Annotated in this window: 24 protein-coding genes; 12 read left to right on the forward strand and 12 right to left on the reverse strand. The window is 60.6% G+C overall.

Going from position 1 to position 24,583, the window contains the following annotated elements; all coding sequences use genetic code 11:
• Positions 1 to 114: 114 nt before the first annotated feature.
• Positions 115 to 843, forward strand: coding sequence for a response regulator transcription factor (locus B7449_RS06675; protein ID WP_048883519.1), 729 nt, complete (start codon positions 115 to 117; stop codon positions 841 to 843).
• 301 nt (positions 844 to 1,144) lie between these two features.
• Positions 1,145 to 1,585: a hypothetical protein gene (locus B7449_RS06680; RefSeq protein ID WP_235721329.1), complete on the forward strand. Its 441-nt coding sequence runs from the start codon at positions 1,145 to 1,147 to the stop codon at positions 1,583 to 1,585.
• Positions 1,586 to 1,606: 21 nt separating this feature from the next.
• Here B7449_RS06680 and B7449_RS06685 read toward each other — a convergent pair whose 3' ends face one another.
• The 3 genes from B7449_RS06685 to B7449_RS06695 form a co-directional block, all read right to left on the reverse strand.
• Complete coding sequence (locus tag B7449_RS06685; RefSeq protein WP_010515130.1) at positions 1,607 to 1,849, reverse strand: hypothetical protein; 243 nt, start codon at positions 1,847 to 1,849, stop codon at positions 1,607 to 1,609.
• 224 nt (positions 1,850 to 2,073) lie between these two features.
• Complete coding sequence (locus tag B7449_RS06690; protein ID WP_039736390.1) at positions 2,074 to 2,679, reverse strand: hypothetical protein; 606 nt, start codon at positions 2,677 to 2,679, stop codon at positions 2,074 to 2,076.
• A gap of 115 nt (positions 2,680 to 2,794) precedes the next feature.
• Positions 2,795 to 3,487, reverse strand: a complete 693-nt coding sequence (locus B7449_RS06695) for a YfdX family protein (protein WP_039736334.1) — start codon at positions 3,485 to 3,487, stop codon at positions 2,795 to 2,797.
• A 413-nt stretch (positions 3,488 to 3,900) separates the two neighbouring features.
• On the opposite strand from B7449_RS06695, the gene dinB reads away from it, so the two are divergent.
• A complete protein-coding gene (gene dinB / locus B7449_RS06700; RefSeq protein WP_039736332.1) occupies positions 3,901 to 4,986 on the forward strand; it encodes a DNA polymerase IV in 1,086 nt (361 codons plus the stop codon).
• A 48-nt stretch (positions 4,987 to 5,034) separates the two neighbouring features.
• Here dinB and B7449_RS06705 read toward each other — a convergent pair whose 3' ends face one another.
• The 3 genes from B7449_RS06705 to B7449_RS06715 form a co-directional block, all read right to left on the reverse strand.
• Positions 5,035 to 5,604 (reverse strand): DUF1643 domain-containing protein, encoded by a 570-nt coding sequence (locus tag B7449_RS06705; RefSeq protein WP_242407834.1) that lies wholly within the window; start codon positions 5,602 to 5,604, stop codon positions 5,035 to 5,037.
• A gap of 74 nt (positions 5,605 to 5,678) precedes the next feature.
• Positions 5,679 to 6,965, reverse strand: a complete 1,287-nt coding sequence (locus B7449_RS06710; protein ID WP_039736330.1) for an NAD(P)/FAD-dependent oxidoreductase — start codon at positions 6,963 to 6,965, stop codon at positions 5,679 to 5,681.
• Positions 6,966 to 7,023: 58 nt separating this feature from the next.
• Positions 7,024 to 7,947: an MBL fold metallo-hydrolase gene (locus tag B7449_RS06715; RefSeq protein ID WP_039736329.1), complete on the reverse strand. Its 924-nt coding sequence runs from the start codon at positions 7,945 to 7,947 to the stop codon at positions 7,024 to 7,026.
• A 90-nt stretch (positions 7,948 to 8,037) separates the two neighbouring features.
• Here B7449_RS06715 and B7449_RS06720 point away from each other — a divergent pair, with 90 nt between their 5' ends.
• The 5 genes from B7449_RS06720 (at position 8,038) to B7449_RS06740 (ending at position 13,442) form a co-directional block, all read left to right on the forward strand.
• Complete coding sequence (locus B7449_RS06720) at positions 8,038 to 8,715, forward strand: peroxiredoxin (RefSeq protein ID WP_039736328.1); 678 nt, start codon at positions 8,038 to 8,040, stop codon at positions 8,713 to 8,715.
• A gap of 6 nt (positions 8,716 to 8,721) precedes the next feature.
• Entirely contained in the window at positions 8,722 to 9,627 is a 906-nt protein-coding gene (gene purU / locus B7449_RS06725; protein ID WP_039736327.1) for a formyltetrahydrofolate deformylase, read from the forward strand.
• A 53-nt stretch (positions 9,628 to 9,680) separates the two neighbouring features.
• A complete protein-coding gene (gene mntR, locus B7449_RS06730; protein ID WP_082084788.1) occupies positions 9,681 to 10,136 on the forward strand; it encodes a manganese-binding transcriptional regulator MntR in 456 nt (151 codons plus the stop codon).
• A gap of 42 nt (positions 10,137 to 10,178) precedes the next feature.
• Positions 10,179 to 11,519, forward strand: a complete 1,341-nt coding sequence (locus tag B7449_RS06735) for a DUF763 domain-containing protein (RefSeq protein WP_039736325.1) — start codon at positions 10,179 to 10,181, stop codon at positions 11,517 to 11,519.
• A 93-nt stretch (positions 11,520 to 11,612) separates the two neighbouring features.
• Positions 11,613 to 13,442 (forward strand): ABC transporter ATP-binding protein, encoded by a 1,830-nt coding sequence (locus B7449_RS06740; RefSeq protein WP_082084790.1) that lies wholly within the window; start codon positions 11,613 to 11,615, stop codon positions 13,440 to 13,442.
• Positions 13,443 to 13,574: 132 nt separating this feature from the next.
• Here the strand turns inward: B7449_RS06740 and B7449_RS06745 are convergent, their stop codons facing one another.
• Together B7449_RS06745 and B7449_RS06750 are read right to left on the reverse strand one after the other, a co-directional pair.
• Entirely contained in the window at positions 13,575 to 14,708 is a 1,134-nt protein-coding gene (locus B7449_RS06745; protein WP_039736324.1) for a retropepsin-like aspartic protease, read from the reverse strand.
• A complete protein-coding gene (locus tag B7449_RS06750) occupies positions 14,674 to 15,645 on the reverse strand; it encodes an ion channel (protein WP_039736323.1) in 972 nt (323 codons plus the stop codon). The genes B7449_RS06745 and B7449_RS06750 overlap by 35 nt, the downstream gene beginning before the upstream one ends.
• Before the next feature lie 159 nt (positions 15,646 to 15,804).
• On the opposite strand from B7449_RS06750, the gene B7449_RS06755 reads away from it, so the two are divergent.
• The gene (locus tag B7449_RS06755; RefSeq protein WP_039736322.1) at positions 15,805 to 16,707 is read left to right on the forward strand and encodes a 3'-5' exonuclease; all 903 of its coding nucleotides are present in this window, start codon (positions 15,805 to 15,807) and stop codon (positions 16,705 to 16,707) included.
• A 176-nt stretch (positions 16,708 to 16,883) separates the two neighbouring features.
• Here the strand turns inward: B7449_RS06755 and B7449_RS06760 are convergent, their stop codons facing one another.
• The 4 genes from B7449_RS06760 to B7449_RS06775 all read right to left on the reverse strand — a co-directional run bounded on the left by B7449_RS06760 (position 16,884) and on the right by B7449_RS06775 (position 20,652).
• Positions 16,884 to 17,144, reverse strand: coding sequence for a hypothetical protein (locus B7449_RS06760; protein WP_039736321.1), 261 nt, complete (start codon positions 17,142 to 17,144; stop codon positions 16,884 to 16,886).
• A gap of 12 nt (positions 17,145 to 17,156) precedes the next feature.
• Complete coding sequence (locus B7449_RS06765) at positions 17,157 to 18,566, reverse strand: amidohydrolase family protein (RefSeq protein WP_039736318.1); 1,410 nt, start codon at positions 18,564 to 18,566, stop codon at positions 17,157 to 17,159.
• A gap of 85 nt (positions 18,567 to 18,651) precedes the next feature.
• A complete protein-coding gene (locus tag B7449_RS06770) occupies positions 18,652 to 18,981 on the reverse strand; it encodes a hypothetical protein (protein ID WP_039736317.1) in 330 nt (109 codons plus the stop codon).
• A gap of 354 nt (positions 18,982 to 19,335) precedes the next feature.
• Positions 19,336 to 20,652: a glycosyltransferase family 4 protein gene (locus B7449_RS06775; RefSeq protein WP_039736315.1), complete on the reverse strand. Its 1,317-nt coding sequence runs from the start codon at positions 20,650 to 20,652 to the stop codon at positions 19,336 to 19,338.
• Between the two features lie 328 nt (positions 20,653 to 20,980).
• On the opposite strand from B7449_RS06775, the gene B7449_RS06780 reads away from it, so the two are divergent.
• The 3 genes from B7449_RS06780 to B7449_RS06790 are packed head-to-tail and all read left to right on the forward strand — an operon-like array spanning position 20,981 to position 24,480.
• On the forward strand, positions 20,981 to 22,681 hold the full coding sequence (locus tag B7449_RS06780) for a glycosyltransferase family protein (RefSeq protein ID WP_039736314.1): 1,701 nt from the start codon (positions 20,981 to 20,983) through the stop codon (positions 22,679 to 22,681).
• A 12-nt stretch (positions 22,682 to 22,693) separates the two neighbouring features.
• The gene (locus tag B7449_RS06785) at positions 22,694 to 23,821 is read left to right on the forward strand and encodes a glycosyltransferase family 4 protein (protein ID WP_082084789.1); all 1,128 of its coding nucleotides are present in this window, start codon (positions 22,694 to 22,696) and stop codon (positions 23,819 to 23,821) included.
• Positions 23,818 to 24,480, forward strand: a complete 663-nt coding sequence (locus B7449_RS06790; protein ID WP_039736313.1) for a hypothetical protein — start codon at positions 23,818 to 23,820, stop codon at positions 24,478 to 24,480. The genes B7449_RS06785 and B7449_RS06790 overlap by 4 nt, the downstream gene beginning before the upstream one ends.
• Positions 24,481 to 24,583: the final 103 nt, after the last annotated feature.

Here is a 24,583-nt window from a genome sequence, read left to right on the forward strand (position 1 = left end):
CTACAGCCTTACCCCTTCACAGGGTACCCCAACCCGACAGGCTGTTAGATTGTCCGCAAATTGCAATGCACCTATAGGTAGATGTAATGTAAAAATATCTACTGGATGGTCGATATGCGGATTTTGCTTGTTGAACCGGTTGCCCGGAAAGCCCAAGAGACCACCTGGCATATGGAAAAGGCTGGATTTACAGTCGATCATGTCAATACCGGACATGATGCGCTGGGAATGCTGAAAGCCTACAATTATGACCTTGCCGTCATGGATATGCGGCTGCCTGATGTGGACGGGTATGAGGTCATCCGCGTCAGTCGGGCGGCACGGGTGCCAACCCCCGTCATGGTCCTGTCGGAAGAACGGGCGGCCACGGCCAAGGTCAAGGCGTTTTCCATCGGTGCGGATGATTATGTGACCCGTCCGTATGAATCCATGGAACTGACAGCGCGGATGCAGGCGGTCATTCGCCGGTCAAAGGGATATAGCGAGCCAACCCTGCGCGCGGGGGAGCTTGAACTGAGTCTGGACAGCCGGGAAGTGACCGTTCATGGCCAGAATGTTCACCTGACCGGCAAGGAATACATGATTCTGGAACTTCTGCTGCTGCGCAAGGGCATGGTCCTGACGAAAGATGCCTTCCTGAACCACCTGTATGGCGGCATGGATGAACCGGAAATGAAGATCATTGACGTGTTCATCTGCAAATTGCGCAAGAAGTTGCAGGCGGCTGGCGCGGGACAGCTGATTTCCACCGTGTGGGGGCAGGGTTACGTCCTGCGCGATGAGGGGGGGCAGGCAGCCATGCCCCAACCGCAGCAATCCACGATGCATGCGGCGGTTTTCTGACCTGCGGCTGTGTGGCGGACGTCCGTCCTGCCTTAAAAAAACCACGGAATACAGGTAAAATAGAGTAACAAAAAAGTGGCGGGCTTTCCACAAAAGGAAGGCCCGCCAGAGTTTTAAAGTGATGATTCGATATGCGATGCCCCCATCGCCCTGCTGTTATTGCACTGGTCTTCCGCCCCGGACATGAGATAAATCAAAGTCGGTCGGAATAATGCATATGTTTTTTCTGTCACATCTTTATTCCGTTTCACGCATGGGACAGGATGCGGGGATTAACAGGATGGAAACAGGCAGAACGTCGATGGGATACAGGACAACGCTGAGGCATCTCTATACTGGTGGCGCCCTGCTGCTTGCGGCATCAGCCAGCCTTACGGCATGCGAAAGCGTGCATGATCAGATCGTGGATAAGGAAAACAGCCTTGCCGCCGCCGGATTTGTGGCCCGTCCGGCCAATACGCCCGAACGTCAGGTCATGCTTCAGAAACTGCCCCCCAACCGGTTTCTTCAGAAATCGTTCGGGGACCATATGCTGTATGTCTATTCCGATCCGAAGGTCTGCAACTGCCTGTATGTCGGAAACCAGGCCGCCTATGGGCGCTATATGTCCTATGTGCAGGCGCAGAACCTGGCGGATCAGCAGCAGATGACTGCCGATATGTACCAGGATGCGTCATGGAACTGGGGCATGTGGGGCTGGGGTGGCGGCTGGGGCGGCCCATGGGGCGGTGGCTGGTGGTGACACGCAGCCTCCCGGCATAGGTCAGGTCGGCTTGGGGCGGTGGTCGGCATAGACCACCATCTGCCAGGCTTCCCGGGTGCCAAGCCGGTGTGGATGGGCATGGGCGGGGGGAAGAAGGTGCCCCTCGCTTACGGCAACTTCCACCCCGCAGCCGACACAGCGGTAAATGCCGGAATGTGGCGCAACGGTACGGGGGGGATGGATCTTGTCGAATTCAGGATCGGTCCACGTATCAACAAACTGTGCGGACTGGTAAAGGGCCATCCCGTTCTCCATAATTTCCCACTGCCTGCCAGGCCGGTCCGGCATGTTGTCAGGACTGTTTAAAACAATCTTTAGCATGCATGTTATGCGACGCCATCCTGTTCGGTCACGTAACCTTCCGGTAACTGAATGCAACGGAGCAGGTCGCGCATATGGCAATACGTCATGAAACGGCTGGCAATGCCCGAAGTATGAAGGCATGCATTATTTAATTTGCGTTATGCCTAATCCCCGGACCGAAGGGGCAGGGACTGGTCGATCGTCTGGGTCACGATGGCGTTCAGGCCGCCACGGGCCGCTATCCGCTGGAACGGATCGGCATCATTGTTGAAGGTGGGATCAAGCTGGTCATTGGTGACCGTGCCATAGACCTGAAAATACATGTCGGGGCGGGCGGGAATTGTATCCATCGTCCATGTCCAGTCATCGGACAGAAGCGCCACGGCACCGGTCCGCGCGCAGGGATGGGCCTGTGACAGGGTGACGGCCGTTGAGGTCATAAGGGCGGCCTGCGGACGGTGGTAATCGCCATCACCCCCGATATCTTCCATCTGAAGCTGGCGTCGGCGTGCTTCTTCCGTCGGGGAAATGTCGCGCCACCCATCCCCGTCCGGGGCGGCATGTGCACGATCCAGAGGGTCGGCGGCGGGACCGAAGGCATGTCCGGCGTAATTCAGCGCCGTGCCCGCGGGCACATGGATCGATCCATGCGTGGGCGTATTCTGCACGAAGCTGTCATTCGCCATGTGCTGGTCCAGGCACAGCTCGATTTCGCCCCCTGCCCATGCGGGCCGGGCCGACAGGGCGACGCAGATGGCACCCATGGCCATCACCGCGCGGCAGGCGGCAGGCAGCCAGTCAGGCGGATCCTGCCGCTTCCCTGACCGGGAAGCGGCGGGGTGCGTCAGCATGCACGGCATGAAAACGACCGGAAAGAACCGCGTATCAGTGGGTTGCGGACTTCTTGCCGCTACCCTGTGCCGCGGGGCTGTCCACCATGTCTTCGGAGACGAAGCGGATGCTGTTCTGTGCTTCCTGCAGTGCGCTGTCGGCGCCCTTCGTGTCCTTGCCCGCCAGCAGGTTGGACGCGCGATACACGTCGCCCGCGCTGGTATCGAGCGGCGCGATGGCCAGCACGAAGTCAACATCAACTGCAGCCACCTGCAGGTTCTGCGCCGCCTGCGCGGGCTTGCCCTTGTTCAGGCTGGTATTGGCGGACGCCACGGCCGCGCCCTTGGTGGAGGTCGGTTCCAGGTCTTCGGTCACGATGTATTCGCCATCAACCGGCAGCCATGCCACAGGCTGGGTGGATGCCGAGGCGGAGGGGGCAGGCGCGCCGGCCGGGGCCTTCTTGGGCGGGGTCAGCTGGGCTTCGGCCTTCATGAAGACCTTGTTGTCGCTCTTGGCGCGGGTCAGGGCGTTATTGGCATCGGTCAGCAGTTTCGCAGCGCCCGCGGGGTCGTTATTGGCCAGTGCCGTGCGGGCCATGGCGATGTCGTCAAACGCGCGACTGCCATCAGCCGACAGCTTGGCGAAGTCGCGGTTGACGGCGCGGCTGCTGGACGGAGTGGCGTGGGCGACGCCCAGCGCGGTTCCCATCATCAGGGCGGCTGCGGGCAGTAGGGCAAGTTTCTTCATGGGTCATCCTCCGGTCTTTGGTCATTGCATCATCGCGCGGTGCCGGATGTAACAAAAGATGTGGCAACGCAATGCCGCTGCCCTGTCTTCGCATGTCAGGGCTGACCGGGTGCATCCATGTAAAATGCGGTATGGTCATGTTTCCGCCATGCGTTAGTATGAAATGATCCCGTTCCCGTCTGGAACGGATGTGTCTATCAAGGAATGAACCATGTCTGAATGTACAACCAAGTGCCCTTCCAAGTCCCCCTGCCTCAAGGGCATCCTGGTTCTTGGTGCGATTGCCGGCGTCATCGCGTACTTCCTCAAGAAGAAGAAGTGCAACGGCTGATCAGCCATCATGACGTGCCGGCCATGTCCCGACGGGACGTGGCCGCGCGCGGCATGCCGGGTTATCCGGCACGTGGTGTGCCGTGACGCAGTCACCGGCGCACCGTCGCATCATCCATGTGGATATGGATGCGTTCTTTGCCTCGGTTGAACAGCGCGACGACCCGGCCCTGCGGGGCAGGCCGCTTGCGGTAGGGGACGTGGGCCGCCGGGGCGTGGTTGCTGCCGCCAGTTACGAAGCCCGTCGTTTCGGTGTCCGTTCGGCCATGCCGTCCGTGACCGCGCTGCGCAAATGTCCCGATCTGGTGTTCGTGCCGCCGCGTTTTGATGTCTATCGCGCGGTCTCCGCGCAGATTCACGACGTCTTTTCGCGTTTTACTCCGCTGATCCAGCCGCTTTCGCTGGATGAAGCCTATCTGGATGTCACGCATCCCCTGCAGCCCTATCCATCCGCCACGGCAATCGCCCAGGACATCCGTGCCCGGATCCGCGCGGAAACGGGCCTGACCGCATCAGCGGGCATTTCCTACAACAAATTCCTGGCCAAGCTGGCGTCGGATTACCGCAAGCCGGACGGACAGTTTGTCATAACGCCACGCATGGGGGCTGATTTCGTCGCCACCCTGCCGGTGGAGCGGTTCCACGGCATTGGTCCGGCCACGGCCGCGCGGATGCATGCGCTGGGCATTCGTACCGGACTGGACCTGCGGCAGCAGCCCCTGTCCCGGCTGTTGCGGCATTTTGGCAAGGCGGCGGATTTTTATTACGGCATCGCGCGCGGGATTGATGAACGTCCCGTCGAGGTCAACCGCCCGCGCCGGTCGATTGGCGCCGAAAGGACATTCGAGGTCGATATCCATGACTGGACCGCGGCACAGGATGTCATCATGGATCTGTCCACCCGCGTATGGAACCGCTGCGCGGCCCGCAGCCTGACGGGCATTACCGTGACCATAAAGGTGAAATACAACGATTTCCGCCAGATCGTGCGCGGGCGCACGGCGCTGGAGCCCGTGCGTGACGCGACCGACCTGGCCGACAGGGCGCTGGGCTTGCTGGCGTCATGCTTTCCGCCGCCACGTGGTATCCGGCTGCTGGGCGTGACCGTATCGGGGCTGCGGGCAGGGGATGTGCTGGCCGCGCCTCGACAGCTGGCGTTGTTTGGCTGAAAAGCTTTTTGAAAAAAGCGTCACCAGAAACTTCTGGATATTTCCCGGTCAGGCAGGCCCGTAGGCAGGCAGGGGCGCGGGGCGAAGGTCGGATGGCAGGTAGAGCGGATGTTCAGGCCGGCCCGAACGGCGGCTGAGGCGCATGGCGCTGACCGTAATGCCGTGCTGCTGGAGCATCCGCACCACCTCCGGCCCGCGCGGCAGCAGGCTCCTGATCTGGGGCGAGCCATATGCCGCGATCACCAGGTCGGCCCTGCGTGCCATGGCCAGCAGGTGGCGATCATTATCGGGGCCGATCGGGTCGGGCACTTCCGTCAGGCGTTTCTGGTCCGTGCAGCGATAGGCGAACGTATTGCCCACCAGCAGCGTGCCGTACCCCCATGCACGGGCGTAACGCTGGCATTTGGCCACCGTGCGGTCGTCACCGTCTTCGGTTGCGACGGACGGGTTCATCATAAGCCACATGACGGCCGGGCGGTCCGCGTCCCATGTGCGCGTCAGTTCATATCGGTAACATTTGCCCGGGCCGCCATAGACGGCATGGCTGACCACGTCATCGGCCAGGCGCAGCGGACGCGAAGACCCCACATGGTGCGGGGAAGGCGGCTTGGTATCCATGGCCGTATTCATACGCATGGCCGCGTGAAGGTCCACCCCACGCGGCCATGTTCCATGTCATCCGGCCGGACGGATCAGCGCGGCGTGCCGATCCTGTGCGGGGCGACCATGAGTTCACGCCCCCTGAGCATGCCATCCCAGTACAGCGCCGGCATGACCCATTCCTTCAGCATCCATGCCAGATGCGTCGGCTTGCGGCCATCCAGCAGCCATGTCGGCAGGGTCGGCTCCAGCTTGCCGCCATACCCGAATTCCGCCAGCACGATCTTGCCGCGTTCCACCGTCAGCGGGCAGGCGCCGTAGCCGTCGTAATCGGCCACCGCGGGCTTGTGGTCCAGCGTGGCCAGAACGTTGACCGCGACCACCGGGGCCTGCACGCGCACGGCGGCGGCGGTCTTGGCGTTGGAGGTACCGGCCACGTCACCCAGCGCGAAGACATTTTCATATTTCGTGTGCCGCAGCGTCGCCGGGTCAACCGAAACCCAGCCCCCTTCACCCGCCAGCGGGCTGTTGCGGATCACGTCCGGCGCGCGCTGGGGCGGGACGACATGAAGCATGTCGAATTCCGTCTCGGTCGTGGTCTTGGTGCCGTCCTCGGCCACGTTGGTGAACGTGGCGACCCGGTTCCTGCCATCCACCTTCGTCAGGTTGGATTTCAGGCACAGGTCGATGTGGTAGCGCTTGATGTATTCCATCAGCGCAGGCACGAATTCCTTGACCCCGAACAGCCCCGGCGTGGCGGTGTGGAAGGACACGTTGATATTGTCGGCCAGCCCCCGCCTGCGCCATGCGTCACAGGCCAGGTACATCGCCTTCTGCGGCGCGCCCGCGCATTTGATGGGCATGGGCGGCTGGGTGAACACGGCATTGCCCCGGCCCAGCGTCTGCACCATCTGCCATGTGTAAGGGGCAAGGTCATAACGGTAGTTGGAGGTCACGCCGTTGCGGCCCAGCGTCTCGCTCAGCCCCTCGATCCCGTCCCAGTCCAGCGTCAGGCCGGTGGCGACGACCAGCACTTCGTACCGGATGGAGGACCCGTTCGACAGGTGAACCAGGTTCGACTCGGGCTCGAATCCCGTTGCGGCTGCCTGCACCCAGTCGGCGCCCGACGGGATCAGCCGCTTTTCCGAACGGCGCGTCTGGGACTGCTTGAATACGCCACCGCCCACCAGCGTCCAGCCCGGCTGATAGAAATGCGATCCCGACGGTTCGATGATCGCGACCGTGATGCCGCCCCGGCGCTTGAGGATGCTGGCGGCCGTGGACAGGCCGGCCGCTCCGCCGCCAACCACGACGACATCATAGGTCAGCCCGTGCGCCGGGCTGGACAGGTTCGGTGTGGCTGGGTCGGTATCTGTCATGAAGGGTCTCCGTAACTCAGTAAGGTAAAACCGGAAGAATGTGATGGTACCCGGGGTATCAGGAACTGCTGACCGGAATTTTGATGTAGCTTACACCATTGTCTTCCGGTTCGGGCAGGTGGCCGGCACGCATGTTGACCTGCACCGAAGGCATGATCAGGTTCGGCAGCGACAGCGTCGCGTCGCGCGCGGTGCGCATCCTGACGAACGTGTCCTCATCCACGCCATCATGAACGTGGATATTGTCGCGCCGTTCCGCGCCGATCGTGGTTTCCCATGCGTATTCATCGCGTCCCGGCGCCTTGTAGTCATGGCACAGGAAGCCCCGCGTTTCATCAGGCAGGGACAGAAGCCGGCGGATGGACTGGTACAGCATGCGCGCGTCCCCGCCGGGAAAATCAGCCCGCGCGGTCCCGTAATCGGGCATGAACAGGGTATCGCCGATAAAGGCGGCATCCCCGATTACATACGCCATATCCGCAGGCGTATGGCCGGGCACATGCAGCGCAATGACGGGCAGGGAGCCGAGCGTGAACCGCGCCCCGTCGCCGAACAGGCAGTCAAACTGCGATCCGTCGCGCGCGAAACGGGTGCCCGCGTTGAACATTTTGCCAAAGATGTCCTGCACGCGGATGATGGCTTCCCCGATTCCCAGCTTCCCGCCCACGCGTTCCTGCAGCCACGGGGCGGCGGACAGGTGGTCGGCATGGACGTGGGTTTCCAGCAGCCATTCCACCTTCAGCTTTTCCGCCGTCACGTAATCCACGATTTCCTGCGCCATGGCATGGTCGATGCGGCCGGATGCGGGATCGTAATCCATGACGCTGTCCACAATCGCGCACGTCATGGTGGCGGGATCATGCACGACATGGGTGGCGGTGAAGGTCGGTTCGTCAAAAAATGTCCTGACGACAGGGACATGACCCGTGGCGCGACAGGTGTTGATCTGGCTGGTGGCGGCCACGATGGCGGCATCGGTCATGGCATGTCTTCCACACTTTATGAATTACATAATAAATGTATGTTATGGCATGGCTTGCGTCAAGGCGCGGCAGATGCAAAAGGGCAGGGTATGAATAACGAGGGCAGCATTCCCGCAACCGGTGGCGTGACCGAAGCGCGCCCGTTGCGTATTGGTGACGTGGCGCCGGACTTTCAGGCCCGGACCACGAAGGGGGAGATGCGCCTGTCGGATTTCCGCGGGCGCTGGCTTCTGTTTTTCTCGCACCCGGCGGATTTCACGCCGGTCTGCACCAGCGAATTCATGGCGCTGGCGCAGGCGCAGGACCGTTTCGATGCGCTGGACTGCGCCCTGCTGGGGCTGTCGGTCGACAGCCTGTATGCGCATCTGGCATGGCTGGAGACGATACAGGAACGCTTCGGGGTGGAAATTCCTTTTCCCCTCGTGGAAGACCCCTCCATGGTCGTCTGCCGCGCCTATGGCATGCTGGACCAGACGGCGCGCAACAGCGCCACCGTGCGCGCGTGCTATGTCATCGATCCCGACGGCGTCATCCGCGCCGTGATGTGGTATCCCATGTCCGTTGGCCGCTCGGTGGAGGAACTGCTCCGCCTTGTCGAGGCCCTGCGCCGTAGCGACGGCAACGCCGTCATGACGCCCGAAGGCTGGAAGCCGGGCGGCGACGTGGTCCGGCCTGTGCCCACCACGCAGGCCGGGGTACGCAGGGCCGAGGGCACATGCTGGTTCTATAACACCGTGCCCGATACGGGCCGCACACGCACGCGCTAGCCTGCCATGGCTGGCAATGGGGAAAGAATGCCCGACCGCAAGACCAGTAGTGACCGCCGTTCCTATGTCATGACGCTGTCCTGCCCGAACCGTCCGGGCATTGTCGCCGCGATCAGCCGCACCCTGTTCGAACTGGGTGGCGACATTGCGGGCGCGCAGCAGTTTGATGAACGTGAAAGCCGGATCTTCTTCATGCGCGTCGTGTTCAGCGTGGCGGCCGATGGCGTGACACGGGCGGGGCTTGATGACGCGCTGGCCGGGGTGGCGGCGCGGTTCGACATGCAATGGTCACTGCGCGAAAGCCCGCGCCCGACCCGCACCATCATCATGGTGTCGCGTTTCGACCACTGCCTTGTGGACCTGCTGTACCGCTGGCGGATCGGGGAACTGGCCATTGATCCGGTGGCCATCATCGCCAACCATCCGCGGCAGACATACGCGCATATCGACCTGGACGGAATTCCGTTCCACTACCTGCCGGTGACCGCCGCGACACGGGCGGAGCAGGAAGCCCGCATTGCGGAGATCGTGCGCGAAACGGATGCGGAACTGGTGGTGCTGGCGCGTTACATGCAGATCCTGTCCGACCGGATGAGCGAATGGCTGGCCGGACGCTGCATCAACATCCACCATTCCTTCCTGCCGGGGTTCAAGGGCGCGCGGCCTTACCATCAGGCCTTCGCGCGCGGGGTGAAGCTGATCGGGGCCACGGCCCATTTCGTCACGCCCGACCTGGACGAAGGCCCGATCATCGAACAGGATGTCGAGCGCATTACCCATGCCGACAGTCCCGATGACCTGATCCGCAAGGGGCGCGATATCGAACGTCGCGTCCTGGCCCGCGCCGTGCGGTATTTTACCGAATGCCGGGTCATTCCCAACGGGCACAAGACGATCGTGTTCAATCCATGACGCCAGCGGGTCACGGCGGCGGCGGGCCACGGCGTAACCTGCGCCCGCAACCCATGCTGGATGCCGACATGCAGTCCGCAGGCTTCCGTCAGGCGCGGCTGGCGCGCAAGACCGCCCTGATCGAGGATTATGTCGAACTGATCGACGACCTGCTGAATGACGGGCAGGAAGCGCGGCAGGTGGATATCGCGGCCCGTCTGGGTGTGTCGCAGCCTACGGTGGCCAAGATGCTGGTGCGGCTGGAGGCGGACGGGCTGGTGACGCGCCGCCCGTATCGCGGTATTTTCCTGACCGGCGCCGGGCATGACATGGCGGCCCGGAGTCGCGCGCGGCACCATACGGTTGAATGCTTCCTGCGTGCGCTGGGGGTCAGCGAGGTCAACGCCCGCATCGATGCCGAGGGCATGGAGCATTATGTGGGCGCTGAAACGCTGGATGCCCTGCGCCGCGCGCTGGACGCCGGGCTTGCCGCCTTCATGGAAGCCGCCCGGCAGCGCGGCCACGACTGACTGCACTGACTGCCCGCAGGGGGCAGGCCACAGGGGAACGCCATGACCAGACGCGCGGGCTCCGCCGATCTGCCGCTGCATACGGGCCGCGTGCCCGCATGGCTGGGCCAGCGCATGGCGCGTCTGGGCGCCGTGATCGCGCAGGCGATCATCCATCATTACGGGCGTGACGAATTCCTCCGCCGCCTTGCGCATCCCTTCTGGTTCCAGTCCTTTGGTGCGGTCATGGGCATGGACTGGCATTCATCGGGCATGACCACCAGCGTGATTGGCGCGCTCAAGCGCGGGCTGGCCCCGTTGCAGGATGAACTGGGCCTGTATGTCTGTGGTGGCCGGGGGCGTCATTCGCGCCGCACGCCCGATGAACTGCTGGTGGTGGGACAGGCGACGGGTCTTGATGCAACGCCGCTGATGGCGACCAGCCGCATGGTGGCCAAGGTGGACAGCGCCGCCGTGCAGGACGGGTTCGACCTGTACCTGCATGGGTTCGTGGTGGCGGCGGATGGGCGGTGGTGCGTGGTCCAACAGGGCATGCATACGGGGCGGCGCATGGCGCGGCGCTATCACTGGCTGTCTGAAGGGCTGTCGGATTTTGTCGAAGCGCCGCATGCGGCCATTGATGGACGCGCCACGCCGGGCGCGATCATGAACCTGACCGACCGGCGGGCCGATGCCTCGCGTCGCGGGCAGATGGACCTGCTGCATGGCATGGGACCGGACAGGCTGACGCGCGAAGTCATGCGCATCGAGGGCCGTCCGCCCCCGCCCGTGCCCGCGCAGGGGGAACTGCCGCACCTGTCCATGCCCGGTCACCATGATGTCCAGCCGCAGGATGTGAACATGCGCCGCCTGCATGGTGCGCTGGCGGCCGCGACCGAGGCGGGGCCACGTGATTTCGCGGACCTGCTGCGCGTGCCCGGAGTGGGGGCGCGGACCGTGCGCGCGCTGGCGCTGGTGGCGGAGGTCGTGCATGGCGCGCCGTGCCGCTTTTCCGATCCCGCGCGGTTTTCGCTGGCCCATGGCGGCAAGGACCGTCACCCCTATCCCGTGCCGGTGGCGGTATATGACCGCACCCTGTCGGTCATGAAAGCGGCGGTCACGACCGCGAAGCTGGGGCGCGAGGAACGGCTGGACGCCATCCGCAGGCTGGATGCGGCGGCGCGGCGGCTGGAACGCGATGCGACCGGCCCCACCTTTTCCGCCATCATGGCCGAGGAATACAACCGTTCATACGAATATGGCGGCCGGTCGGTGTTTGGATATGAACCGCCGCCGCCCCGGCGGGTTTCAGAAGAAGGGCAGGGAAATGGGGTCATGCGCCATGATGGCCAGCCACAGGACCAGCAGGGACATGATCGTGATGCGTCCCGCCAGACGGGATAGGGGTGCGTATGTCATGTAACCATGATACCGGGCCGAATGCGGCGGAAGTACGGATTTTCCCGGTCGCCGCGCATGGAGGGTAGCGCCACATTCATGACTGTCATTGATCCCCGCCCGCCGCACCGCGCACCGCCAGGCCACGTGCCCGATACGGTGCAGGTGGCCCGCCTGCAGCACTATCAGCGCCATCCGCTTGCTTTCATTTTCCACTATGTGCGCCTGCATGCGCGCTGGCACGCGATCATTGTTGGCGCGATCGCGGTGGCGGTCGCGTGCAACGTGGGCATGTCGGGCATCATCCGCCATCTGGTCAACGGCATGACGCAGGGCGGGCAGGGGATGGAGGCGGTCTGGGTGTCCATCATCCTGTTCTGCCTGACCATCATCTGTGACAATACGGCATGGCGTGTCGCGGGGTGGATGGCGTCGGGCGTGTTCGTGCGCGTTGGTGGCGATGTGCGCCATGACCTGTTCCGGTACCTGACGGGCCATGCCGCCACCTATTTCGCGGACCGGCTGTCCGGTGCGCTGGCGGCCAGGGTGTCGGCTGCGGCGAATGCCGTGGTGGCGCTGGAAAACATGGCGGCGTGGAGCCTGCTGCCCTCGGTGCTGAACCTTGTGCTGGCCATCGTCACCCTTGGCACCGTCAGCCCGTGGATGGCGCTGGTGCTGGTGGGCATGACCATGCTGCTGGGGCTGGGTATTTACCGGCTGGCGGGGCGGGGGCAGTCGCTACACCTGTCCTATGCCGCCGAAGCGGCGGAGGTGGATGGCGAAATGCTGGATGTCATGCAGAACCTGCCACTGGTGCGTGCGTATGGCATGATCGGGTCCGAACATGCCCGCATGCGCCAGCGCATTCATGTCGAAACGGGCATGCACACCCTTTCGCTGCGATATATGGAACAATTGCGTCTGATCCATTCCATCGTTACCGCCATCATGACCACGGGGCTGCTGGTCTGGGCGGTGCTGCTGTGGCGCATGCACCGGGCGACGACGGGTGATGTGGTCATGGTGACGACACTGGGTTTCCTGATCCTGAACTGCACGCGCGACCTTGCATTTTCCATGGTCGAGGCGATGAAGCATGTCACGCGCCTGTCCGAAACGCTGGATCACCTGCTGGCGCCGCACGAACGCAGTGGCATGCCGGAGACGATAACCCTGTCCGCCGCAGCCTGCCGGGGGCATGTGCGGCTGCGTGATGTCACCTTTGCCTATCCCGGCAGTCCGCCGGTCCTGTCGCATTTTGACCTGGATATTCCCACAGGCGGCCGTGTCGGGCTTGTGGGGGTGTCGGGGTCGGGGAAAAGCACGGTCCTTGCCCTGTTGCAGCGTCAGCGTTTCGTGCAGGCGGGCACGGTGGAAATTGACGGTATCAACATTCTGGAACTGGATGAGGCCAGCCTGCGCGCCACCATGGCGGTCGTGCCGCAGGATGTGTACCTGTTGCGCCGTTCGGTCGGGGAAAACATCCGCTATGGCCGGCCTGACGCGACCGAGGCGGAAGTCCGCGCGGCGGCGGAGGCTGCGGGCTGCACCGGCTTCATCGCCGCCATGCCGCACGGGTTCGATACCGTGGTGGGGGAACGCGGGGTGATGCTGTCGGGCGGGCAGCGCCAGCGTATCGCGATCGCACGTGCCTTCCTGCGCAATGCACCGGTGCTGATTCTGGATGAAGCGACCAGCGCGCTGGATGGTGAAAGCGAACGCCATGTGCATGCAGCACTTGAACGGCTGATGGTCGGTCGTACCGTCATTGCCGTGGCGCACCGCCTGTCCACCCTGCGGGGTTTTGACCGCATTGTGGTGATGGAAAAAGGCCATATCGCCCAGCAGGGCACCATGGCGGAGCTGGAGCGTGTGCCCGGTCCCTATCGTGACCGGCTGCTGGCGGCGGGTGGAGAACTGTCTGGCTGAGAGGTAAGGGAGTATTTAAATCAATATTGGGGGGAACCCTGAACGTTTTCGGGGGACGTTTTTTCAAAAGGGTGGCGTGTCCTGAAGCTTTTTGGGAAAGGTGTCACCAGAAACTTCTTCATTGGACAGTCTTCAGGGGGCGGGTGAATTGCGCGGCGGGGCCTGCGCGCCGCCGGCAGGTGGCGGTGGGACCTCGACCATGCGGGCGATGGCGGTGCGCGTGCTCAGCATGCCATGGGTGGCGGCCCCCCGGTCATCGGGCATGTCCTGCTGTGGCGTCATGAAGATCATGTCCTGTGGAAACGCCATGAGGACCCGCCTGCGGCGCAGGAAATTCATGCCAAGGATGCTGTAGCTGGTCTTTTCCACATTTACGTCCAGGGGCAGGTTCCGCCATGTCCCCAGCGTCACGGCATCAAAATGATGCCGGCGTCCGTTCAGGATCCTGCCCGCATTCGTGCGCACATGCATGTCGTCATGCAGGATGGCGTTGGTCAGGCCCAGCATCCGCGCGTCCTTGCGCGACAGGGAGGAGACGTCCGCCCCCGGTTCGATCTCCATCTCGACGGCATGATCACCCACCTGCATGGCCACCCCGGTCATGCGCCCCATGGCATCGGGCAGCAGGGGCAGCGCCGTGCTGTCTGGCCCCAGCCATTCACGCAGCGGCGGGCAGGCCGAATTCGCATCCTCGCGCAGCCTGAACAGGACCATGCGGCGGGCCGGAAAATCAAACAGCACGTCGTAGTTGCTCAGCACATCATACCCGATCACCCCCAGAACGGGCTGCGCGTTGATGTGGGGCTGGCCTATTCCCTCCAGCACGGCGGGCACCTTGTCCGCCGTGCCATTGTTTATGCGCATGTGGTCCAGGGTCGTGGTGTAGGTGATGCCCTCCCCGGCGATGGTCAGGATGTCTATGCTGGATTCCACCGGGTAATCCTGCGCCTCGGCGGCGTAGACCCCGACCCGGTCCTGTGTCGCGCTGACATAGGCCAGTCCCTGTGCCGCGTTGAACGTGACGGGAATGATGGGACTGCCGCTATTGGTCAGCAGGGGCACGGCAATGACGTGGGCGATGCACGCGGCGGGCAGGCCATATTGCAGTTCGGTTGCCGGTTGCGTGCCCGTGGGGGCGGGGGGCGTGTGCAGGACGGGACGGGCCTGCCCGTTCACGGCCATGCAGGCCATGATGCCCATGGCGGACAGGCCGGTGCGCAGGGGGGACAGGTCAGTCAGGCTGATCAGCCAGGTATTCCGCCACATCGGCTGTTGCATCCTGCGGGGATTCGGTCTGGTCGAAACGGGTGTAATCAACGGTAATCCGCCCATCCGGTCCGGCGTTTATGATATCCACGAAGCGGTGATTGTATAGCATACGATCAAATCCGTAAGCGGAGCGAGCAAATACCGTCTGGCCGGATGCCTCGTCCGTGCCGGTCAGGCTGACAATGATTTCCGCCTCCTGCGCTGACAGGTCGGCTTCGGTCATGCCATACAGGGGGCTGCTGTCGTCAATGACATGCGTGGGCGTGCAGGCAAAGCGCAGGACCGGCACATGGGCCTGCTGCAATGGCAGGGGATCGAACTGCCGCACCACCCGGCCGGCTGGCGTGCGGATCAGGCGTGCCAGGGCGCATTCCACATCCACCGACAGAATCGGGCTGCGCCTGCAGTTGGCTATGCGGATATCAAGGTGAAGCTGGCTGTTTTCCCATAATATAAGCGCCTTGTGGCTGAACATGACCCGGGCGCGCGGGCGTGAAAAGCGTGCGAAGATCAGCCCGGTCGCCAGGGCATTGATCATCATGCCGCCCAGTACCTCCACCGTGGCGATCAGGTTGGCGGTGTGACTGACGGGGATCATGCCGCCGTAACCTACGGTGGACAGGGTCTGCACGCTGAAAAAGAAGAAATCGGCGAAACTGTGGGGCTGCGTGCCGCTGATCCCCTGGCTGTCCATCATATACAGCACGGCGAACAGCAGGTTGATGCCGACATAGACCAGCAGGGAGCCGTAGAAGAATGTGCTCCACGGTGCGGTCAGGGCATGGTGGTAGAAATCGGACCAGATCCGGTCCACCTGGCCCACCCGGACGATGGTGTCGTGCCCGTTATCTTCCAGCCGATGGGTGTTCGTGACCCCGGATGGCGCGGGTGTATCGGACTGTGCGGGGCGGTCCGGTGCTGCGTGCTGTGCCATGGCGTATCCTGTGTGCGCATGTCGTGTTGCATCAGGATCAGGCAGACCTGACAAAGTTTGTAATATTCCATGTGTCGCCGCAGGACAACGCCCGTTCCGCTGGACGCAACAGGTATGCTGTCTGCATATCCGTGCAGACATGCCAGGCAGGAGACCCCGATGACAGACGATTCCACGCCCGACCAGATGGAACACATGGCCCGGACACTGGAGGGGACGGGCCGTTACCGCGTCCTGCGTCCGCTGACGCCCAGGACGCTGAGCGACTACCCGCAGGAGGCGGGCACGCGGCTGGGCATGTTTCTTGATCTGGAAACAACCGGGCTGAGTGCCGCCAGGGACGAGATTATCGAATTCGGGATCGTGCCCTTCGTCTATACGCTGGATGGCCGGATACTGGGGTCGCTGGAACCCTTCAGCCGCCTGCGCGAACCGTCCTGCCCCATTCCGCCCCAGATTACCGAACTGACCGGCATTACCCCGGCCATGGTGGCGGGGCAGTCCGTCACCCCGGAGGAAGTGGAACATTTTGTCGCCCCGGCATCTTTGATTATCGCTCATAATGCAAATTTTGACCGTAAGTTTGCAGAACGCTTCACCCCCGCCTTCACCACCAAGCCATGGGCGTGTTCCATGCGTGACGTGGATTGGGCGGCGGAGGGGTACGAAGGACGCAAGCTGTCCTATCTGGGCATGCAGGCAGGGTTCTGGTTCGACGGTCATCGCGCGGTGGATGACTGTCAGGCGGGTATTGCCATTCTGGATCGGGACCTGCCGGTATCGGGTCGGCGGGCGCTTGGGGTGCTGCTGGAAAACGCCCGGCAGATCCGCTGCCGGATATGGGCCGAGAACGCGCCTTATGAATACAAGGATATGCTGCGCCAGCGTGGCTATCGCTGGAATGATGGAACCGATGGCAACCCGCGTGCGTGGTCCATCTCGCTGCCTGAAGAGCAGGTGGATGCGGAACTGGCCTTCCTGTCCGCCGAGGTCTTTGCGCGCCCTGTTGAACTGCCCGTCACCCGCATTACGCCGTGGGACCGTTTCTCCACCCGGTGCTAGCTGGCCGGGTTTCTGTCAGCCGGTTCTGGCGTATGGGCATGCATGATATATGATGTGCGAGCCGGGGTAATAAATTAACCCATTGATAATAAAATAAGAAAATATCCTGGGCGCCGTCGTTTTTCAAAAAGGCGGCGTTATCCGAAGCATTTCGGAACACGCCCCATAACAAGGGTTCAGGGCACGCCCATGAACTCGTCCCCCAGATAATCAGGTGGGCCACCATCCAGTCCTTCGGCCTCGAAGCCATCATCATAGGGGCCGGAATAGAATCCCATGCCGTAATTATGTTCGTTCCAGTCGTTGTTGGCGATCATGGGGCCATCTGGTCCCGACAGTTGCGGACCTGTTGGCCCGGCACAGGCGGCAAGGCCTGCTGCCATCCCGATCAGGGGAAGCAGCCTGTACAGGCGGGTACGTGTATTTTTCCTGATCATATCGCCCTTGTATCACCTGGACCGGGGTGTGGTCATGGCCTGGCCCGCCAGGGGGCCGGGCACCTGCCTGCCACGATGCCAGACCTGCTGGATATGATCCAGCGCCGCCGGGTCCTGTGCCGGGTTGCCCGATACCACCAGCAGGTCCGCCAGCTGTCCCGGCGCGATCGTGCCCCGGTCCGTCAGCTGCATGAGATGGGCTGCATCCCCCGTCGCCAGCGTGATGGCCTGCAGCGGGGTCAGTCCCGCCATGATCGACAGCCGGAATTCCCGATGTTCCGCAAAGCCGGGTATGCGGGTCGGCGTTGCCCCCGAATCCGTGCCAAAGCCGATGGCGATGCCCGCGCGGTACAGGGTCAGCAGGTTGCGCATGTTCATTGCCAGCGCCTTGCGTGATGCGGCGGTCAGGGGGGCTGCCAGCACTTTTTCCCGCCATGCCGGATCTGCAAACTGCTGGCGTAATGCGGGTGACAGTCCAAATGACAGGAATGGATCATCCAGCCATTCAGGGTGTTCGGCAAAGATGTAGTTGGCTTCGTCCAGATCCAGCGTTGCGATGTAACCCGTGCCCTGCTGTGTCATGGCGTGGATCAGGATGGCGTCAACCGGTTTGTCACGCACGCCATGGGCAAGGATATCCACCCCCGCCGCCACCAGTGCGCGGGCATCGGACAGGTCATGGATATGGGCGGCCACGCGCTTGCCGCGCAGGTGGGCCTGCGTAATGGCGGCGCGGTAGATGTCCGGCCGCATTTTGGGCAGGCCATGCGCGCCGGGCACGCCATTGCGGAAGTCATCGACCCACAGCTTGATCAGGTCCGTGCCTTCATCCGCCATTTTGTTGACCGCGGCACGCGCTTCATCCGGCGTGGTGGGGCGGAAAACCTGATCCGCGCCAAGGTGGAACATGTTCTGTGGCGGAACACCATCGGGCGCGCCAATTCCCTGATCCACGCCAAACAGGTCGGCGCCGGGGTTCTGGCCGGCATGCTGTTCGCGCCGCATGTCATCAAACAGGGGGGAGCGGTTCAGCCCCAGCGCCGTCACGGTCAGCACGCCGTAATGTTCGTATTGCGACAGGGCTGCCAGAATGTTGGCGCGGGTGTAATTGACTTCCCCGTTCTGCGTACCGCTGACCTGGCCCACATGGCTGTGGTCGGAAATCAGTCCTGGCAGGACCGTCTGCCCGGACAGGTCAATGGCGCGTGCATGGGCGGGAGACGGCAGGTGGTGCCCGGTTGCGGCAATATGCCCGTCGCGGATCAGGATATCCGTATCTGCCTGCGGTGCGCTGCCGGTACCGTCAATGACGGTGGCATGGCGCAGCAGCACCGGCCTGTCCGGCCGGGCATGGGCCACGCCATGGGCCAGTATCAGGCCGGTCATCAGGGTCAGCAGGGCAGGGCGGCGGTAACGGGACATGGCGGGATCTCCATCCGGCGGGGTGGAGCAGTGTTGATCGTATGAAAAGTCCCGTCCATTCACATCTGGGCGTGGCGTGTCGAATCTAGCGCGGCAGCGGGGTCGCACCGCCTTCGACCAGATCGGCAAACGCATCCTTTGCATCGCCGCTTTCTGGAAAGCAGACCAGGACATCATCACTTTCGGTCTTGGCTGCGCGGGCGGGAGTGATCACGCTGTCCCAGTCGGCGGACAGCGAGGAGACCGTGCCGATTTCCGGTTCCACGAACTGCCATGACCCACCCTTGACCGTTGATCCCAGCACGGTTGTCAGCAGGAAGACGCATGCCTGTGGCGGAAGGGGCGACGGTACGCGCCGAAACTGGTAGATCGTGCCGGATTTTCCAAACAGCGTGAATGACGTCCACGGTTCCATAACTCTGTTCCCTCCTCTGGGTCGTGGCGCAGTATGCCATATTTCATGGCATCAGGGGATGGGCGATCATGCCGATGCCTGCAGGCCCACGCGGGCAGCCGGGGCAGATCGGACAGGTCCGGCACAGGCTGGCATACTGGTGTCATGAAGCATGGTAGAAACGGACTGTGCAGGAGTGCCGGATTGGTCCCGTATTGCCTGGTCACGCCTGGTTGCATGACATCGTAACTGCGTACGATACGTGCACCTGTCATCAGCCAGTGTGTATTTCTTGAGAATTCCGATACCTGTTCTATATGATGTGTGTTTTTCATTGTGTAATTATTATATATAAATAAAATATCCAGTATATTACTATTTCTGGGCGTTCTTTCGTAATGCTTCTCTGTACATTTCAGATATTCCATCTGAAAATTTATTGATGGAAAACTGACCTGCCTGTTCCGTACCATTTTTTGTGAGTGAATTGCACAGGGAATCATCATTATCCATTCTGGATATGCCGCGTATGATTGATTCTGTATCAAAGGCATCGACAATCAGTGCTGCATTGCCGCAGACTTCCTTAAGGCCGCCTTCTGCTGAGCACATGACCGGTATTCCGGCCTGAAAGGCTTCAAGAACCGGCAGGCCGAACCCTTCCGCAATGGATGGAAACAGAAGGGCACGGGCATTTTTCAGCAGGAAACGCAGGACAGGGCGCGGCAGATAGTCGGAATACACGACCCTGCCGGCATCCACGCCTTTCTTTATGATCCGGACAATCGGCCTGTTCTTCCAGCCAGCCGCCCCAACGATCAGAAGCTTCCGTGACGTATTGTATGACAGAAAGCTTTCAACAAGCCGGTAAATGTTCTTTTTAGGTTCCAGCGCGCCAATGAATATGAAATATTCACCGGCGGAAATGCCAAACATGTTGTGCAGTTCATTTTTTTCGTATTCTGATCCCGTGTAATTTTTTTTGGGGTCGGAAACGGAAGGGTATGCAACGTATGTATTTTCTTTTGAATCAGGAAAGAATTTATTGATTTCCTGTCGTGATGCTTCCGATACGGTGCAGATTGGCCCCTGTTTCCGGCAAATATCGCGTATCAGGTTATAGTAATATTTTTTGTTGTCCGCTGTTGTTGTCGGAAGCCGCAGTGGAACCAGATCATGGATGGTATATATATTTATTGATTTGTTAACCGAAATGGGAAAGGGATATGTCCAGTGCATGATCGCGGGGGGATCAGGTATATTTACCCGAAGAAACTGTCCGGTCAGACGGTAATATGCCTGTGCCCGATGGAACAGATTCCAGACATTCAGAATTCGATCGGCCTGAGGCAGGTTTTCGACAAAGAGACGGCGATCGACATGCCCGGTCATGGGAACCTCGATGGCTGTGCGCCCGGCCGCGTCCTGAATGGTATTCTTCCACCATTTGGGGCGTAACGGGGATGAGGAACGTGGCTGGATATTTCCGCCCAGCCGGTCAAAGAACATGACTTCCCGTAACGTAGGCGCCATTTTCTCCGTTATGTCCATGCCGTAGAGAGCATCTACGTCGTGGTTCAGGAGTTTGAGCGCATAGGTCAGGTTGCGCGCATAGGTTGCAACGCCTGTACCACGTGGCAGGGAAAGATTGAAGCCATCTATGCCAATACGCAGGGAAGAGAGCTGATTCAATTACGCCTCACTTGCTGATGCACCCTTACATCACGTAAGGCATAAACACCCGTGTCCGGACCACGTTACCAAAAGGTCCATCTCATTTACATGAGATATTATTCCTTGCCTACCTGACGACCTGCTACAAAAATCAATCCGGACGATTTTTTTTCCTGATCTTCCGGACGTGAGTGATAAAACACATCTCCCTGTCTGAATGAGAGGGTGGTACATGGGTTGGCGCGATTAATGTCGTAGGGTAGAAACACCTGAGTATATTTCCGATAACCGCGTCATTTCAGGCAGGCGTTACGCAATGCAGCTCGTTCAAAAAGTTATTTCCAGATTGAACGCAAAGAATACCAGAACCAGAATTTGCAAAGCGATTGACGCCGGTGACTGGCCCCTTGTTCTGCGTTTCCGACGCAGGCAGGCCGAATACTTTCCCCGATCCGCATCGGCGTGGCTGCAATATGGACATGCCCTGAAGGAATGCGGCTTTTATGACCTGGCGGATGAAGCCTATCTCAAGGCGCAGGAGCTGGAACCGGGGTCTGGCGAAATCAGCCTCCAGCGCGGTCACCTGCAGAAGCTTTGCGGGAATATCGGGGCGGCTTTCGCGTTATATTCCGCTGCGCTGGAAGGGTGGCAGGGGGATGCAGCCCCTGTTCAGGTCGAGGTTGATCATCTCAGGGCACTTGTGACAGCACTTGCTTCGCGTGGGGTCTTCCCGGATCGCGATGAACTGGATTGCGCGGTCTATATCTCTTCTGTCTGCAAGATATTCGAAGAAAGCGACCGGACGGATATGAGCCATCGTATCGGCCGGTCTGATTATTCATACGCTTTTGCACTGAAGGGCTTTGCCAGGGCCCTGGATGATCTGGGCATCGATTACCAGATCCTGAATGAAGTGGCAGGCATCGCCGATATCCGAAATATTTCGACAGCGAAAAAAATCATTCATATCGGTTTCTATCCGCCTGAAAAGATAAACCTTCTGAAAGGCGCATATAATATCATCTGTTTTGCCTGGGAGTTCGAGCGGCTTCGCCTGCCGGAGGAGAACCTGTCCTATAATGCGTTCAGTGATCAGGCATCCATGCTGGCTCTGGCTGACGAATTATGGGTGCCGTCGCAATATGGCGTGGAAAGCGTGAAGCGGTCCGTGCGGAATATCGTGACCTACATGCCGTCGCCGGCGGTGATTGATCGCAATGTGGGCTGGCGGCCCAAACCACAGACGAAGCGTGCGATCAGCACGGCTGCGGCGTCGCTTCGGAATGTGTCCTGGGTTCCGCTCGGCATCATGCCAAGAATTCAGGATATCATGAGCCATGATGCGCAGCGGCACGCCGCATCGCTGCAGAAGATCCTGTTCAGTCATGCCGATAGCAGTACCAAGCCGATCATTTATGTCGCCCTTTTCAACGCGTATGATTACCGCAAGAATATCGACAGCCTGATCCGCGGCTTTGATGCTTTCTCGCGGGAATACCCGAACGCCTATCTTTTCCTGAAGGTGGCGGATAACCAGAAGCTCCACAACGGCCCGAACGCCAGTGTCCTGCAGGGGCAGATGTCGTCACCTGACAGTCTGGTCCCATCGATCAGCAGCCGGAATATCTGGCTGACCCGGGAGACATTGACGCGGGAACAGATCAATACATTATTCGATGTCTCGCATTTCTATGTCTGTCCGGCGATTGCGGAAGGGCAGAACCTTCCCCTTATCGAAGCGATGGCGCGCCGGTCCGTGCCGGTCAGCGTGCGCCATACGGCCATGAACGACTATATTCAGGAAGACAATGCGGTCATCATGGCGCACCGGACGATACCGGCGCCCATCGGCTTTGCGGAGCGGTACCAGATGTTTGGCGTCACGCTGTACACGGCGGGGACTGAAGACGTGTATGACGCGCTTGTCCGCTCTGTCGCCATTTCCGGGGACGGGTATGAAAAGATGGCTACCGCCGCTTTCGAAACCGTACAGACTGCCTTTGGCACCCGCAGGCTGTCCGAACGTCTTGACCAGCTGTTATCCTGACGGGGCCGAATCATGAGTAAAGTAAAAGCGGTTTTTGATGTTGCTCCCTTGCTGGAAAACAACTGGACCGGAATTTCGAATGTCATAGGGGCGATTGCAGAAAAGGCGATCGCGGACGACAGGATCGACTGGACATTCTGTTATGAAATACTGCCGCTTCCGCGGTCCCTGATCGAAAAGCTTCTCGGGGACCAGAGCGGGGCGCACAGCGGCGGCCTGTTTCATGATGCGGCAATAAATGGCCGAAGCCTGGACTTCCTGCAGGCGCGGGAATACGTGGCGGTGTTCCCGCATGTAAAGCCCGTACGGCGGTATTTCCGAAAGGAAGCACTGGTCGTACATGACCTGAGTCCGCTGCTGACCCCGTCATACCACAATCAGGATAATATTGATCATTTCGCCAACCGGATCAGACACGATATTGAATCGTCCGATCATTATTTCTGCGTTTCAGAAGCGACGCGCGGCGACGTGGAACTGTATTTCCAATGTCCCCGCGACAAGACATCGGTGATCCGTCTTGGCACGTCTTTCGATCCGTGTGATCTCTCCCTTGCGCTGGACGGTGCGCGGCGGGGCATTACGGTGGAACCCTATGTCGTTGTGCTGGGTACGCTCGAACCCCGTAAAAATGCTGCGATTGTCCTGGAATTCCTGTTGGAAAATCCGCAGTTCGGGCGGGATTACAAGTTCATTTTCATTGGCCGCGACGGCTGGCTGGATGAAAAGGGACGCCTGTTACGCCTTCTTGTGGAGAATGGCATTCCGACCGAGCAGGTCGTGTTCACCGGCTTCGTTCCCCCCGAGCAGCGGGCGATCCTTCTCGCCAATTGCGCCTTCTGTATCTATCCCTCGTTTTTCGAAGGTTTTGGTCTGCCAATTCTCGAGGCCGCAACGCTGAACAAATTTACGGTGTGTTCGAATGCATCGAGCATGCCCGAAGTGGCGCCGGACAGAAGTATCTTTTTCGATCCGAACAGCCTCGATGAGTTTTCCGAAGCAATGTATATCGCGCATCGGTGCGCGCTGATCGGACGGTTATCGCGGACGACCCTGGCTGATACGCTGCGTCGGGGGCGGGAGGCCAGCTGGGACCAGTGTTACGGGGAAATCGCCAGATGGGTGCTGGAGACCGCATGATGACCGTCAATCCATTCAAATATGCCGCAGTCGCCGCAGTCAGAGACATGTCCATAGATGGTGATGTCATGACGTTGACCGTATGTTTCGAGACCCCTGACAAACCGGTTGCGCTTGCCCTTTTCGCGGGGGGCATACCGATCAGCTATGTCAGGGTGGTCTGTGATCCGGTCGTCAGTTCCACCGTTGCGGACGGCAAGCCTTACGGGCAGGCGGTCATTTCAGGGATACGTACGGCATATGGCCTGAATGACGCGCCCGTGCTGCAATGCGCGCGATCCGGAAGGACGCTTTTTACCCTGCCAGTTCCACATGACGAAACCGTGGGCGCAAAGCCGCCGGTGCGGCATATGTCCGTCAGTGCTCTCGTGCTTGAACTTGATCCGGGGCATCTTTCCAGTATTGACGACCTTGTTCCGTATGCAGTCGAATTTTACAAAGAAAAAGGAAAGACGTGTTTTATCGATGCAGTCTATCATATGTTCCTGAAGCGAGGCCCCGCACCCGGGTTCGAACAGAAAAGGACGTTTGATGAAAAGAATCTGCCGCGGTCTCTGCGCAGGTTCCTCAATGATGTGTACGACAGTAAAGAAGCACGGAAATTCTGGATCCGGCGCATCCCGGGGCCAGCCAGCGAAGAGTTTCCATTCCGACTGTAAACCAGTTGCCCGGGGCCATTATGGAATGATGTTATGGTCCTGCCCTGACCTGTTTTTATAGGGGCTGTTGGGAATTGAGTTTTCTAAAGGGCCATGATGTGTT

Origin of the sequence: Komagataeibacter intermedius TF2, from assembly GCF_000964425.1 — a bacterium.
Taxonomy (GTDB): Bacteria; Pseudomonadota; Alphaproteobacteria; order Acetobacterales; family Acetobacteraceae; genus Komagataeibacter; species Komagataeibacter intermedius.

What these genes read in the sequence shown, in the direction of transcription:
- B7449_RS06710 (WP_039736330.1), bottom strand. Translation starts at nt 6,965, where the DNA reads ATGACAGATACCGACCCAGCCACACCGAACCTGTCCAGCCCGGCGCAC.
- B7449_RS06750 (WP_039736323.1), bottom strand. Translation starts at nt 15,645, where the DNA reads ATGGCACAGCACGCAGCACCGGACCGCCCCGCACAGTCCGATACACCC.
- B7449_RS06685 (WP_010515130.1), bottom strand. Translation starts at nt 1,849, where the DNA reads ATGGCCCTTTACCAGTCCGCACAGTTTGTTGATACGTGGACCGATCCT.
- B7449_RS06705 (WP_242407834.1), bottom strand. Translation starts at nt 5,604, where the DNA reads ATGGATACCAAGCCGCCTTCCCCGCACCATGTGGGGTCTTCGCGTCCG.
- B7449_RS06695 (WP_039736334.1), bottom strand. Translation starts at nt 3,487, where the DNA reads ATGAAGAAACTTGCCCTACTGCCCGCAGCCGCCCTGATGATGGGAACC.
- B7449_RS06715 (WP_039736329.1), bottom strand. Translation starts at nt 7,947, where the DNA reads ATGACCGATGCCGCCATCGTGGCCGCCACCAGCCAGATCAACACCTGT.
- B7449_RS06680 (WP_235721329.1), top strand. Translation starts at nt 1,145, where the DNA reads ATGGGATACAGGACAACGCTGAGGCATCTCTATACTGGTGGCGCCCTG.
- B7449_RS06675 (WP_048883519.1), top strand. Translation starts at nt 115, where the DNA reads ATGCGGATTTTGCTTGTTGAACCGGTTGCCCGGAAAGCCCAAGAGACC.
- B7449_RS06740 (WP_082084790.1), top strand. Translation starts at nt 11,613, where the DNA reads ATGACTGTCATTGATCCCCGCCCGCCGCACCGCGCACCGCCAGGCCAC.
- B7449_RS06765 (WP_039736318.1), bottom strand. Translation starts at nt 18,566, where the DNA reads ATGTCCCGTTACCGCCGCCCTGCCCTGCTGACCCTGATGACCGGCCTG.
- B7449_RS06760 (WP_039736321.1), bottom strand. Translation starts at nt 17,144, where the DNA reads ATGATCAGGAAAAATACACGTACCCGCCTGTACAGGCTGCTTCCCCTG.
- B7449_RS06785 (WP_082084789.1), top strand. Translation starts at nt 22,694, where the DNA reads ATGAGTAAAGTAAAAGCGGTTTTTGATGTTGCTCCCTTGCTGGAAAAC.
- B7449_RS06690 (WP_039736390.1), bottom strand. Translation starts at nt 2,679, where the DNA reads ATGGCCATGGGTGCCATCTGCGTCGCCCTGTCGGCCCGGCCCGCATGG.
- B7449_RS06790 (WP_039736313.1), top strand. Translation starts at nt 23,818, where the DNA reads ATGATGACCGTCAATCCATTCAAATATGCCGCAGTCGCCGCAGTCAGA.
- B7449_RS06735 (WP_039736325.1), top strand. Translation starts at nt 10,179, where the DNA reads ATGACCAGACGCGCGGGCTCCGCCGATCTGCCGCTGCATACGGGCCGC.
- B7449_RS06720 (WP_039736328.1), top strand. Translation starts at nt 8,038, where the DNA reads ATGAATAACGAGGGCAGCATTCCCGCAACCGGTGGCGTGACCGAAGCG.
- mntR (WP_082084788.1), top strand. Translation starts at nt 9,681, where the DNA reads ATGCTGGATGCCGACATGCAGTCCGCAGGCTTCCGTCAGGCGCGGCTG.
- B7449_RS06745 (WP_039736324.1), bottom strand. Translation starts at nt 14,708, where the DNA reads ATGTGGCGGAATACCTGGCTGATCAGCCTGACTGACCTGTCCCCCCTG.
- B7449_RS06755 (WP_039736322.1), top strand. Translation starts at nt 15,805, where the DNA reads ATGACAGACGATTCCACGCCCGACCAGATGGAACACATGGCCCGGACA.
- purU (WP_039736327.1), top strand. Translation starts at nt 8,722, where the DNA reads ATGGCTGGCAATGGGGAAAGAATGCCCGACCGCAAGACCAGTAGTGAC.
- B7449_RS06770 (WP_039736317.1), bottom strand. Translation starts at nt 18,981, where the DNA reads ATGGAACCGTGGACGTCATTCACGCTGTTTGGAAAATCCGGCACGATC.